This window comes from Paraburkholderia sp. J94, assembly GCF_905220285.1.
In the GTDB taxonomy this organism is placed as follows: domain Bacteria; phylum Pseudomonadota; class Gammaproteobacteria; order Burkholderiales; family Burkholderiaceae; genus Paraburkholderia; species Paraburkholderia tropica_A.
In genome coordinates this window covers 185,992-198,644 of the sequence record NZ_CAJMZH010000012.1, presented here as the reverse complement: position 1 = coordinate 198,644, position 12,653 = coordinate 185,992, and the positions used below count along the sequence as shown (strand labels likewise).

Sequence of the window (12,653 nt, the reverse complement as noted above, 5' to 3'; positions counted from 1 at the left end):
CGTCCTCAGCTCGTGACGATATGCAGCAGACGCGCGCAATCGCGTGCGGCCGTGCGGGCTTCGTCGAGCGTCGGCGCGGTGAAGTTCACGTGGCCCATCTTGCGGCCCGGACGCGCGTCTTCCTTGCCGTACAGATGCAGGCGCGCAGCGGGCATCGCCGCGACCTGGTCCCACGGCGGCGTGACGGGCGCGGCGCCCTTCTGCGCCTTCGCCTCGCCGGCGCCGGCCGGGAACCACACATCGCCGAGAATATTGAGCATCACGGCCGGCGAGTGCTGGCGCGTGTCGCCGAGCGGCATGCCCGTCATCGCGCGCACCTGCTGCTCGAACTGGCTCGTCGCGCAGGCATCGGTCGTGTAGTGGCCGGAGTTGTGCGGACGGGGCGCCATTTCGTTGGCGACCAGCGAACCGTCTTCGAGGATGAAGAACTCCACGCACAGCACGCCCACGTAGCCGAGCTTCGCCGCGATCTGCAGCGCTGCCTGCTGCGCCTGCTTGACGAGCGCCTCGCTCGCGTCGGGCGCGGGCACGATCGTGTGCGACAGCACGCCGTTGCGGTGCGTGTTCTGCGCGAGCGGATAGACCACGGCCGCGCCGTTCGCGCCACGCGCGATTAGCGCGCTGACTTCGAACTTCAGCGGCAGACGCTTTTCGAGCACGCACGGCACGCCGCCGAGCGACGCATGCGCCTCGCGCACTTCATCGGCGTTCGTCACACGGATCTGGCCCTTGCCGTCGTAGCCCATGCGCGCCGTTTTCAGGATGCCGGGCAGCACGGCGGCGATCGTCGCGTCGTCGATACCGGCGAGCGCCTGCGACGACTCGATCACCACGTGCGGCGCGACCGGCACGCCCGACGCCGCGATAAAGCGCTTCTCGGCGATGCGGTCCTGCGCGACGGCCACGCAGCGTCCGGCCGGGCTCACGAAGGTCGATTTGGCGAGCGCGTCGAGGCTCGCGGCGGGCACGTTCTCGAACTCGGTCGAGATCGCGGCGCACAGGCGCGCGAGTTCGGTCAGCGCGGCTTCATCGTCGTAGGCGGCGCAAATATGGCGGTCGGCGACCGCGCCTGCGGGGCTGGTCGAGTCCGGGTCGAGCACGGCGACGCGATAGCCCATCGCCTGAGCGGCAAAGCAGAACATGCGGCCGAGCTGGCCGCCACCCACCATGCCCAGCCAGGCGCCGGGCAGGATCGGTGAAACCGGAGAATTGTCAGGAGTCATCTTCGTGGTCGGTCGCGGCTGGCCGCGGCGCGTGGGGTACGTCGCGCGGTCCAGTCCGGGGGTTTAACGTCGAAGGCCGGACGCGATGCCGGCCTTCGACGGTGTCACTTCAGGCGGCGCCCGATGGAGCAACAAGACTTCAAATGACGTCAAATCACATCGATCTGCGCCAATTTCAGCACTTAAGGCACGACGCTCAGAGCGCCGGCAGCACCATCGCATGCGCCGCTTCGTTCTGGCGCACGCGGAACGCCGCGAGCTTGTTCGCGTATTCCGGGTCGGTCACGCTCAGCATCGAGATGGCGAACAGCGCCGCATTGGCCGCGCCCGCCTCGCCGATGGCGAAGGTCGCGACCGGCACGCCCTTGGGCATCTGCACGATCGAATGGAGCGAGTCCACGCCCTTCAGATACTTGCTGACCGCCGGCACGCCGAGCACCGGCACCGTGGTCTTGGCCGCCAGCATGCCCGGCAGATGCGCCGCGCCGCCCGCGCCCGCGATGATCGCGCGCAGGCCGCGCTCGCGCGCTTTCTCCGCGTACTCGAACATCTCGTCGGGCATGCGGTGCGCCGAGACGACCTTGGCTTCGTACGCCACGCCGAACTCCTGCAGGATCGCGACCGCGTGCTTCATCGTTTCCCAGTCGGAGCTGGAACCCATCAACACGCCGACGAGGGGTGCCGCATGCTGGTGAGCCGTCTGAACTTCGCTCATTGTGCTTCCTTCTTCCTTCTATTCACTGCGATGGCGGCCTCAAGCGACCGCCATCCGCGTACATCAGCCTTAGGCCTCAGGCCAGCTTCTGGCCCGTGAGGCGCTCGAGCGCTTCCTGATACTTGGCCGAGGTCTTTTCGACGACGTCTTCCGGCAGCTTCGGTGCCGGCGGCTCCTTCGCCCAGTCCTGGGTTTCGAGCCAGTCGCGCACGAACTGCTTGTCGAACGACGGCGGGTTCGAGCCCACCTGATACTGGTCGGCGGGCCAGAAGCGCGACGAGTCGGCGGTGAGCGCCTCGTCCATCAGGAACAGCTGGCCGTGGTTGTCCAGACCGAATTCGAACTTGGTGTCGGCGATGATGATGCCGCGCGTCGCCGCGTAGTCGGCGGCTTCCTTGTACAGCTTGATGGAGATCTCTTTGATCGTGCGCGAGAGTTCGGTGCCGATGCGGCGCTCCATCTCGTCGTACGTGATGTTCTCGTCGTGATGGCCCATTTCGGCCTTCGCGGCGGGCGTGAAGATCGGCTCGGGCAGCTTCTGCGCGTTTTGCAGGCCCGGCGGCAGCTCGACGCCGCACACGGCGCCCGTTGCCTGATAGTCCTTCCAGCCGCTGCCGGCCAGATAGCCGCGCACCACGGCTTCGACGAGGATCGGTTCGAGGCGCTTCACCACGACGGCGCGGCCCTTGACCTGCTCGACTTCGTCGGCGGCCACCACGGTTTCGGGCGCGACGCCCGTGAGGTGGTTCGGCACGACGTGCTTGAGCTTCTCGAACCAGAAGTCAGCCATCTGGTTGAGCACCTCGCCCTTGCGCGGAATCGGCTCGCCCATGATGACGTCGAACGCCGACAGACGGTCGGTGGTGACGATCAGCAGCTTGTCGTCGCCCACGGCGTAGTTGTCGCGGACCTTGCCGCGGCCCAGAAGCGGCAGCGAGCGGAGCGTGGATTCGTAGAGGGTAGACATCGTCGTGATTCGCTAAAAGAACAATCGAAACGGAAGCGGGACCGGCGCGGACGGCCGGAATCCGGAAAGTAATGCGAGGGTAAACTAAAAACCGCTAAAAAGCTCATCGCCGTTCCCCCGAAACTGGCGGAAACGGCGACGTTGCAACTCGCTGCGGGCGCGCGCCGGACTGGCTGGCGCGCCCCGCGCGACCACCGCTTAGCGGACGATCTGCGCGAGTTCGCCCGACTTGTACTTCGCGGCGATCGCATCCAGCGAGACCGGCTTGATCTTGCCAGCCTGGCCTTCGCAGCCGAACGCGAGGAAGCGGTCCACGCAAACCTTCTTGGCGGCTTCGCGAGCCGGCTTCAGGTAGTCGCGCGGGTCGAACTTCGACGGATTTTCGTACATATAGCGACGGATCGCGCCCGTAATCGCCAGACGCAGGTCGGTGTCGATGTTGATCTTGCGCACGCCGTGACGAATGCCTTCCTGGATCTCCTCCACCGGCACGCCGTACGTTTCCTTCATGTCGCCGCCGAATTCGCGGATCTCGGCCAGCAGTTCCTGCGGCACCGACGACGAACCGTGCATCACGAGGTGCGTGTTCGGAATGCGCGCGTGGATTTCCTTGATGCGCTGGATCGACAGGATGTCGCCCGTGGGCTTCTTGGAGAACTTGTACGCGCCATGCGAGGTGCCGATGGCGATCGCCAGCGCGTCGCACTGCGTGAGCTTCACGAAGTCGGCGGCCTGCTCCGGATCGGTCAGGAGCTGCTCGCGCGTCATCGTGCCTTCGGCGCCGTGACCGTCTTCCTTGTCGCCCTTCATGGTTTCCAGCGAACCGAGCACGCCCAGTTCCGCTTCCACCGTGACGCCGATCGAGTGCGCCATTTCCACGACTTTACGCGACACATCGACGTTGTATTCGTACGATGCAACCGTCTTGCCGTCGGCTTCGAGCGAGCCGTCCATCATCACGCTGGTGAAACCGCTGCGGATCGCTGCCATGCAGACCGCCGGCGACTGGCCGTGATCCTGGTGCATCACGACCGGAATATGCGGAAACGACTCGACCGCGGCTTCGATCAGGTGACGCAGGAACGGTTCACCTGCGTATTTGCGCGCGCCTGCCGAGGCTTGCATGATCACCGGCGAGCCGACCTGGTTCGCCGCTTCCATGATCGCCTGAACCTGCTCCAGGTTGTTCACGTTGAACGCCGGCAAGCCGTAGCCGTTCTCGGCCGCGTGGTCGAGCAGTTGACGCATTGAAACGAGAGGCATTGTGCTACTCCTTTGATTTGAAACGAATTGCTTCGTGCCGCCGGCCGTCTTGCGCAGCCGGTCGTGGGCGGCCTGGCAGCCGCCGCCCCGCGTGTCGCGACGCGGGCTCAATGCCGTGATTTTATCGCGAAGCCACTGCAATTCCCGCGCCGATCGCGTAACTGGCATGAAATTGGCGTATCGGAACGTCAGATCGGCGAGAAGATGCAAAAAGAATTGACAGCCCGCGCGCCGCCTCATCTGCGCGCAGACTGCAATTTCGGGGAAAATGCGGGGATTTTGCTGCGATTTAGCGCCTATCCAGCACCTATCTAACGCCGATCTGATACCAATGTGATACCAGTCGGCGCACGCCGGATTTTTTTATTTTTCGCGCTTCGAGACGCACGCCGGATCGGCAAAAACCGGCAAAAAACCGCCGAAAAGCGCGCAGTCTCGAAAATAAAGCGAAAAAAATCGCGGCGGATTTACAGCACGTCGCCGACGCGGACGATCTTCAGCGTGTTCGTGCCGCCCGGCTGGCCCATCGGCTCGCCGACCGTCAGCACGACCATGTCGCCGCGCGACGCATAGCCCTTGCTGACGACCACTTCGATCGCCTGCTGGAGCGCCGTGTCGCGGTCGCTGCTGGTGTCCAGATGCAGCGGCGTGACGTTACGGTAGAGCGACATCGCGCGCTCGCTGCCCACGCGCGGCGTGAGCGCGAAGATCGGCACATGGGTCCAGTGACGCGACATCCACAGCGCGGTCGAGCCCGATTCCGTGAGCGCGACGATGGCCTTCGCGCCCAGATGGTAGGCCGTGAACAGCGCGCCCATGGCGATCGACTGGTCGATGCGCGTGAAGGTGCGGTCGAGGAAATCCTTGTCCAGCTCGCTGTGCTCCGACTTCTCGGCTTCCAGACAGATCGCGGCCATCGTTTCGATCGTCTGCACCGGATACTTGCCCGCCGCCGATTCGGCCGAGAGCATCACCGCATCGGTGCCGTCGAGCACGGCGTTGGCGACGTCCGAGACTTCGGCGCGCGTGGGCACCGGCGCGTGGATCATCGACTCCATCATCTGCGTGGCGGTGATCACGAGCTTGTTCGACTCGCGCGCCATGCGGATCATGCGCTTTTGCAGCGCCGGCACCGCGGCGTTGCCGACTTCCACGGCCAGATCGCCGCGCGCGACCATGATGCCGTCCGACGAATCGAGAATCTCCTGCAGCGCCGGAATGGCTTCGGCGCGCTCGATCTTCGCGATCATCTTCGGCTTCACGCCGTAGGGCGCACCCGCGATGTTCGCGAGCTGGCGCGCCATTTCCATGTCGGTGGCGTTCTTCGGGAACGACACGGCGACGAAATCCACCGCCAGCGACATCGCCGTGCGGATATCTTCCATGTCCTTCGCCGTCAGCGCGGGCGCCGTGAGGCCGCCGCCCTGGCGGTTGATGCCCTTGTTGTTCGACAGGTCGCCGCCGATCTTCACGATCGTGTGGATCTCGCTGCCGATCACGCGCGCGACATCGAGCACGATCAGGCCGTCGTTGAGCAGCAGCACGTCGCCCGGCTTCAGGTCGCGCGGCAGGTCTTTATAGTCGAGACCGACACGCTCGTCGTTGCCGAGTTCGCATTCGGCGTCGAGGATGAAGGGCTGACCCGGCTCGAGCGTCGTCTTGCCGTTCTCGAACTTGCCGACGCGAATCTTCGGGCCTTGCAGATCGGCCATGATCGCGACTTCACGGCCGGCCTGACGGGCGCACTCCCGCACGGTTTCGGCACGCTGACGGTGGTCGTCGGCGGTGCCGTGCGAGAAGTTGAGGCGCACCACGTCCAATCCTGCGCGGATCATTTTCAGCAGGATGTCCGGCGTGCTGGAAGCCGGACCGATGGTGGCGACAATCTTGGTGGCGCGATGCATGAGTCTCCTCGTCTGGAAAGGATCGCTGGGAAAACCGTTGCTGCGAGAAGGGCTGGCCGGCTGCGCCGCAGAGGCGGACGCGCCGGAACGCGCACCGGTCATGGCCGGCGTCGCTTTCTTGGAGGACGCCGCTGCCGTCTGGATGACGGTGGCGGCGCGATTCATGTTGGTTTGCCCGGCGGACGTGGCTATGCGTCCGGCGGGGGAATTCGGTTCGCTCACCGGCGTCGCGCGCGATTCAGCGGTCGGCGCTGACGTCGGTTCAAGAGCGGCATCGGCTGCGGGCGTCGCGCCCGCCCGCACCGTGCCTGCGAGGGGCGTGCCCCCCGCTTTCGTCGGTTTCTGCCTGGCGGCGGCCCCGGTTGCCACGCGCGGCTTCTGCGCGTTGGCACGAGGAAGCTTGTTGGTGGCCTTCCCGGCCGGGGCGCGCGGCGCCATTTAGCCGGCCGCCCGGGTTTCGAGCACTTCCACCGCCGGCAGCTTCTTGCCTTCCAGGAATTCGAGGAAGGCGCCGCCGCCGGTCGAGATGTAGCTGACCTTGTCGGCGATGTTGTACTTCGCGATGGCCGCGAGCGTGTCGCCGCCGCCGGCGATCGAGAACGCGCCCGAGCTGGCGATAGCATCCGCGAGCGTCTTCGTGCCGTTGCCGAACTGGTCGAACTCGAACACGCCGACCGGGCCGTTCCAGACGATCGTGCCGGCCTGGGCGAGCTGCGCGGCGAGCGCGTTGGCCGTGACCGGGCCGATGTCGAGGATCATGTCGTCGTCGGCGACATCCGCCACGTTCTTCGTTTCGGCCTTGGCCGTCGGCGAGAATTCCTTGGCCGTCACGACGTCGGTCGGGATCGGCACCGAGGCGCCACGGGCGCGCGCGGCGTCGATGATCGCCTTGGCGTCGTCGAGGAGATCGACTTCGGCCAGCGACTTGCCGATCTTCAGGCCCGCGGCCAGCATGAACGTGTTGGCGATGCCGCCGCCGACGATCAGCTGATCGACCTTGTCGGCCAGCGACTTGAGGATGGTGAGCTTGGTCGAGACCTTCGAACCGGCGACGATCGCCACCAGCGGGCGCTTGGGCGCGCCGAGCGCCTTGCCGAGCGCGTCGAGTTCGGCGGCCAGCAGCGGGCCGGCGCAGGCGATGCCCGCGTACTTCGCGATGCCGTAGGTGGTCGCTTCGGCGCGGTGCGCGGTGCCGAACGCGTCGTTCACGTAGATATCGCAGAGCTTCGCCATCGTTTGCGACAGCTCGTCCGAATTCTTCTTCTCGCCCTTGTTGACGCGGCAGTTTTCGAGCAGCACGACGTTGCCCGGCTCGACGTTCACGCCGTTTTCAACCCAGTTCGCGACCAGCGGCACGTCGCGGCCGAGCAGTTCGGCCAGACGCTTCGCGACCGGCGCGAGCGAGTCTTCGGGCTTGAATTCGCCTTCGGTCGGGCGGCCCAGGTGGGACGTGACCATGACGGCGGCGCCCGCATCCAGCGCGGCCTTGATGGCCGGCACGGAGGCGCGCACGCGGGTGTCTTCGGTGATGTTGCCGTGGTCGTCCTGCGGCACGTTCAGGTCGGCGCGGATGAACACCCGCTTGCCCTTGAGCTTGCCTTCGGAGATCAGATCGGAAAGACGCAGAACCTTGTTCATGGACATGTCATCTTGATGGTGGGAAGGCGGTGACAAGACGATGCAGGTCCGCGGGCCGCCGAAACGTTGCTTCGGGCAGCCAGGCGGCTAAGGCGCGACGGGCGCGGCGCGGGATCCGCGCGGCTGCCGTCTCCAGGCGCCGCCGCGGGTCGCTTGCTCGGCGCTCGGCGCGAGCCGGCATCGAATTGCGAGATCGGTATTTTAGCCGATAGCCAGGATGATCCGGGACGTGCATCGGCGAATCTCGCGTATTTGGGAGAACGCTGAGCGCGCCGTCATGGCGGACGGGTCCGCGCATTGGCAGAGCACGCAAGGCATCGGCGGATGCTGCGACGCAACATTCGCTGTCGAATGAATTTCTTCGCGCAATATTGTTCGGATCTTTCGCCAATCCCGGCTGAAACCGGGGCGACATCGCGCCGAAAGCCCGTCGCAAGCGCCCGCGGCCGCGCTGGAGGGCGTCAAATGACGTTAAAATAAATCTCTTTGCCTCCCGCCTGCCTCGTGCGCGCGGAGCACGGTGCGCGACACGGTCATCACGCTGGCGCGCGGCATGGGCACAACGACGATCAAGACGCTGAGATCGGGTTACAGCCGGCGTGCTTCGACGGGGTTTCCGGCAAGAACGAGAATTACGCGCACGGGCTCGCGCAGGTCTGACGGTTTCGCGCCAGATCCCCACGAACCCGCGCCCCCACTGCTACACAGAGAATCATCCTCATGAGCGAACTCAAGGAAATGCCGCTGGTCGAGCTGAAAGCCAAGGACCTGCCGGCCTATTGCCCGAATCCGTCGATGCCGCGCTGGAGCAATCATCCGCGCGTCTTTATCGACGTCACGCATGGCGAAGCGAAGTGCCCGTATTGCAGCACGCGCTACAAGCTGAAGGACGGCGAGGTCGTGCACGGCCACTGAGGCCGGCGCATTCTGGCGGCGCTGACGCGGCTCGGGCCGCGTTCGCCTTGACGCACGCGGCCGACGTTTGGGATTCCTCGCGGTTTTGCCGCGGCATCCCTCGGCGACCTCCGCGCGGTTTCATCGCGATTGGCCCGGCGATCCGGCACCGCTCGCCGCCAGCCCCCGTCTTATCGCACAATGAAGCCTGACCGCCCCGTGCGCCCTTGCGGCGTGCCCGGGCGTGCCGGCGTTCACACTCATCGACGCGCTCGACGCGTCGTTTTTTTAACCGCGCTACGCGCGCCTGGCCTGTCTGCCGATTTCGATCCGCACGGCCCGCGCTCGCAGCCTTTGTAATTCCTGGACCCTGACTCCCGATGCGCCGCGCGCTGGTAATCGCACCGAACTGGATCGGTGACGCACTGATGGCGCAGCCGCTTTTTTCGCGGCTCGTAAAACTGCATCCGCGCATTCAGATCGATGCGCTTGCGCCTACCTGGGTTGCGCCCGTTCTCGAGCGCATGCCCGAGATCCGCGACGTCTACGCCACCGACCTCGCCCACGGCAAGCTGCAACTGCTGCGCCGCTGGCAGCTCGCGGGCGATCTGCGCGCCGAGCGCTACGACGCCGTCTATGTGCTGCCGAATTCGCTCAAATCCGCGCTGATCCCGTGGCTCGCCAGCATTCCGCTGCGCATCGGCTACACGGGCGAGAGCCGCTACGGCCTGCTGAACGTGCGCCACGCGAATCCGCCCAAGGACACGCGTCCGCCGATGGTCAAGCACTACGCGGCGCTCGCCTACGCGCCCGGCGCGAATCCGCCCGATGACCTGCCGCTGCCGCGTCTGGAATCGGATCCGAACGAAGCCTCGCGGGTCTCCGCGCGCTTCAATCTGGATACGCGCGTGCCGCTGCTGGTGTTCTGCCCCGGCGCGGAATTCGGCCCCGCCAAGCGCTGGCCGCCCGAGCATTTCGCGGCGCTCGCGCGCATGGTCGGCCAGTCGTTCCCGTACACGCAGATCATCGCGCTCGGGTCGCCCAAGGACTCGCCGCTCGCTCAGGCGATCGCCGACCAGGCGCCGAATGTCCGCAATCTGTGCGGCCAGACGGCGCTCGGCGAGGCCTGCGCGCTGATCTCGCGCGCGAGCGCCGTGGTCACCAACGATTCGGGCCTGATGCACGTGGCCGCCGCGCTGCGCCGCCCGCTGGTGGCGATCTACGGTTCGACGGATCCGCGCCACACGCCGCCCTTGTCCGAGCTTGCAAAGGTACAATGGCTGCATCTCGATTGCAGCCCCTGCTTTGCGCGCGAGTGTCCGCTCGGGCATCTGAACTGCCTGCGCGAACTGAGCCCCGAACAGGTCTTCGACGATTTGCGCGGCATGCTGGTCGCCCAGCGCTGAACGCCGTACCGCGCGCCGCGTTCGCCACCTGCGCAACGCGAGCGCGTGTGTGCGGCACGCCACCGACGCCGCGCCCTGCCGGCGCGCCCAATTCAGGTATCGCGCAGGCGCAGCGCGTCACAGGCCTGTCTCGCGAGGGCCGCATGCTCGCGGCTGCGACACGAAACGGCGCGCGCGGCGCGTCGAAGCCAACGCCAACCCGCGCGTGAAGCGCATCAGATCAACGAGCCATGCCACGTTTTGCCCACATCTTCGAAGCCGCCGCGGACACTCTCAACGCCTACTATCAGGCCGTCGCTGAGGTCAACATCGACGCGTTGATGGGCCTGTGGATCGACGAGGAATTCGTCAGCTGCATCACCGCCGAGGGCGCGCATCTGCACGGTCTGCCGGACATCCGCGCGGGCCTCGCGACGGAGCTCGAAGCCGCGCCGGTGTCGATCGAACCGCTCGACATCCGCGTCTACGACAGCCTGGGCACGGTGGTCTACGCGATCGTGGAAGCACATCGGCCGGTCGATCCGAATGCGATCCCGGCGATGGTCTTCACGACCTACGTGATGGTTCATGAACGCGGCGAGTGGCGCATCGCGCACATTCACGCGAGCCGTATGCCCGACGACGCCGCCAGCCAGTTCTCCGCGAAACTGCGCCACGGCCAGGGCGCGCTGCACTGACGCGAACCGGCCGGAACAGGCCGGGACAGCCTGGTGGCGCGGTGGATTGAGTTGGGCGTGGTTGAAGCGAAGCGGATCACCCACGCGAAGCAACGCGCGGCTTGAACGACAACCGGCGTCACGACCGGCAGGGCAGCCAGATAAACAGACAAAAGCGGCAAAGAAGCGGCAAAGAAGCGACGAAAGAAAGCAGCAGTCGAAAGAAGGGGAAGGCCATGAGCACGACCGGCGATGAAGCGGCGAACTACGACGCGGCCAGCAAGGCGGCCGTCACAGCCCTTGACGGCATGTCGGACGCGCGCGGTGCGCCCGGCTCCTTTCCCTCCAGTTACCGTGCGCCGTTCTGGCTCGCGGGCCCGCATATCGAAACCATCATCCCCGCGCTGTTCTCGCGCCTGCCCACGCCGGCTTACCGGCGCGAGCGCTGGGACACGCCCGACGGCGACTTCATCGAACTCGACTGGTTCGACGCGCCCGCCGACGCCCGCGCCAACGCCCCGCTTTTCGTGTTGTTCCACGGCCTCGAAGGCGGCTCCGGCTCGCATTACGCGCGCGCGCTCGCGGCCGAAGCCCACGCGCGCGGCTGGCACGCCGTGATCCCGCACTTTCGCAGCTGCAGCGGGCCGATGAACCTGCTGCCGCGCTTCTACCATCTCGCCGACGCCGCCGAAGTCGACTGGGTCCTGCGCCGCCTCGCCGCGCGACACACGGGACCGCTCGTGGCGGCGGGCGTCTCGCTCGGCGGCAACGTGCTGCTGCACTGGCTCGCCCAGCAGCGCGAGGACGCGCGGCGCGTCGTTCGCGCGGCCGCCGCTATCTCCGCGCCGCTCGATGTGCACGCGGGCGGCAAGATGCTCGCGAGCGGCTTCGGCCTCATCTACACGCGCAGCTTCCTCAAGACGCTCAAGGTGAAATCGCTGCAGAAGCTCGACCAGTTTCCGGGCCTGTTCGACGCCGACGCCGTGCTCGCCTGCCGCAACATGTACGAATTCGACAACGTGGTCACCGCGCCGCTGCACGGCTTTCGCGACGCGCACGACTACTGGACCCAGGCGACGGTGCGCCCGAAGCTCGGCGAAATCACCGTGCCGACGCTGCTGCTCAACGCGCGCAACGATCCGTTCCTGCCCGGCCACGTGCTGCCCGCGCGCCACGAGGTCAGCGACGCCGTCGAACTCGAACAGCCCGAACGCGGCGGCCACGTCGGCTTCATGACGGGGCCGTTTCCGGGCCGCAGCGAGTGGCTCGCGCAGCGCGTGACCGGCTATCTCTCGCCGTTTCTGCCAACCTCGCCGTCAATCTCGCAGTCAGGCTCCCGCATTTATGGATGACATCGTCAAACAGGCGCTCGCGCGCTGGCCCAACGTTCCCAGCTGCACCGGCTGGCTGCGCCTCGATGCGCGCGGCCACTGGCGTCTGCGCGACGAAGCCGATCAGGCCGCCGGCGCGCCCGGCACGCCGATCCGCCACGAAGCGCTGATCGCCTTCATCAACCGCAATTACGAGCGCGACGACCAGGGCCAGTGGTTCTTCCAGAACGGCCCGCAATGCGTCTACGTCGAGCTCGAATACGCGCCGTGGGTCGTGCGCCTCGCGAATGTGCCCCGCGCGCCCAGCGTGGATGGCGTGGACGGCGCACTCGCGCTCACCGATCACACCGGCCATGCGTTCGAGCCGGTGGCGGCGTTCATCGACGAAAGCGGCAGCGTGCTGTTCGCCGATGCGGGCGGCCTGGGCCACGTGCCGCGCGTGGCGCTGCTGCACGATCACGATCTCGGCCTGTTCGCCGAACACGCGACGCTCGCCGACGACGGCCAGAGCGGCACCTTCCACTGGCGCACCGATGCGCCGCTGCCGCTGCAAACCCTCGCGCGCGCCGACGTGCCGTCGCGCTTCGCCTTCGTGCCCAGTCCCGAGCACGCGGAAAAAGCCGCGAAGGCCACAAACGCCGCGCAATAAGCCCGCG

12 protein-coding genes are annotated in these 12,653 nt (G+C 66.6%); 6 read left to right on the top strand and 6 right to left on the bottom strand.

Annotated features, from left to right (window positions below; genetic code table 11):
- Positions 1 to 5 precede the first annotated feature (5 nt).
- The 5 genes from U4Y88_RS25465 to pyk form a co-directional block, all read right to left on the bottom strand.
- Positions 6 to 1,223, bottom strand: coding sequence for a 5-(carboxyamino)imidazole ribonucleotide synthase (locus tag U4Y88_RS25465; RefSeq protein WP_321787212.1), 1,218 nt, complete (start codon positions 1,221 to 1,223; stop codon positions 6 to 8).
- Between the two features lie 196 nt (positions 1,224 to 1,419).
- Complete coding sequence (gene purE / locus U4Y88_RS25460; RefSeq protein ID WP_224016444.1) at positions 1,420 to 1,938, bottom strand: 5-(carboxyamino)imidazole ribonucleotide mutase; 519 nt, start codon at positions 1,936 to 1,938, stop codon at positions 1,420 to 1,422.
- Between the two features lie 76 nt (positions 1,939 to 2,014).
- Positions 2,015 to 2,905 carry a phosphoribosylaminoimidazolesuccinocarboxamide synthase gene (locus tag U4Y88_RS25455; protein WP_224016447.1) on the bottom strand — a complete coding sequence of 297 codons (891 nt, stop codon included), beginning with the start codon at positions 2,903 to 2,905 and terminating at the stop codon, positions 2,015 to 2,017.
- Between the two features lie 198 nt (positions 2,906 to 3,103).
- Positions 3,104 to 4,168: a class II fructose-bisphosphate aldolase gene (gene fba / locus U4Y88_RS25450; RefSeq protein WP_224016449.1), complete on the bottom strand. Its 1,065-nt coding sequence runs from the start codon at positions 4,166 to 4,168 to the stop codon at positions 3,104 to 3,106.
- Positions 4,169 to 4,635: 467 nt separating this feature from the next.
- Positions 4,636 to 6,072 (bottom strand): pyruvate kinase, encoded by a 1,437-nt coding sequence (pyk, locus tag U4Y88_RS25445; protein ID WP_224016454.1) that lies wholly within the window; start codon positions 6,070 to 6,072, stop codon positions 4,636 to 4,638.
- On the opposite strand from pyk, the gene U4Y88_RS25440 reads away from it, so the two are divergent.
- Entirely contained in the window at positions 6,071 to 6,514 is a 444-nt protein-coding gene (locus tag U4Y88_RS25440) for a hypothetical protein (RefSeq protein ID WP_321787210.1), read from the top strand. The genes pyk and U4Y88_RS25440 overlap by 2 nt on opposite strands.
- Here U4Y88_RS25440 and U4Y88_RS25435 read toward each other — a convergent pair.
- On the bottom strand, positions 6,511 to 7,710 hold the full coding sequence (locus tag U4Y88_RS25435) for a phosphoglycerate kinase (RefSeq protein WP_321787208.1): 1,200 nt from the start codon (positions 7,708 to 7,710) through the stop codon (positions 6,511 to 6,513). The genes U4Y88_RS25440 and U4Y88_RS25435 overlap by 4 nt on opposite strands.
- 720 nt (positions 7,711 to 8,430) lie before the next feature.
- Here U4Y88_RS25435 and U4Y88_RS25430 point away from each other — a divergent pair.
- The 5 genes from U4Y88_RS25430 (at position 8,431) to U4Y88_RS25410 (ending at position 12,646) form a co-directional block, all read left to right on the top strand.
- Positions 8,431 to 8,625, top strand: coding sequence for a zinc-finger domain-containing protein (locus U4Y88_RS25430; protein WP_224016465.1), 195 nt, complete (start codon positions 8,431 to 8,433; stop codon positions 8,623 to 8,625).
- 359 nt (positions 8,626 to 8,984) lie between these two features.
- Positions 8,985 to 10,010, top strand: coding sequence for a lipopolysaccharide heptosyltransferase II (gene waaF, locus U4Y88_RS25425; RefSeq protein ID WP_224016467.1), 1,026 nt, complete (start codon positions 8,985 to 8,987; stop codon positions 10,008 to 10,010).
- 230 nt (positions 10,011 to 10,240) lie between these two features.
- Positions 10,241 to 10,687 carry a nuclear transport factor 2 family protein gene (locus tag U4Y88_RS25420; RefSeq protein ID WP_224016470.1) on the top strand — a complete coding sequence of 149 codons (447 nt, stop codon included), beginning with the start codon at positions 10,241 to 10,243 and terminating at the stop codon, positions 10,685 to 10,687.
- A 215-nt stretch (positions 10,688 to 10,902) separates the two neighbouring features.
- Positions 10,903 to 12,018 carry a hydrolase gene (locus U4Y88_RS25415; protein WP_405044949.1) on the top strand — a complete coding sequence of 372 codons (1,116 nt, stop codon included), beginning with the start codon at positions 10,903 to 10,905 and terminating at the stop codon, positions 12,016 to 12,018.
- Positions 12,011 to 12,646, top strand: coding sequence for a DUF2946 family protein (locus tag U4Y88_RS25410; protein ID WP_321787206.1), 636 nt, complete (start codon positions 12,011 to 12,013; stop codon positions 12,644 to 12,646). Before U4Y88_RS25415 ends, U4Y88_RS25410 begins: the two co-directional genes overlap by 8 nt.
- Positions 12,647 to 12,653 lie beyond the last annotated feature (7 nt).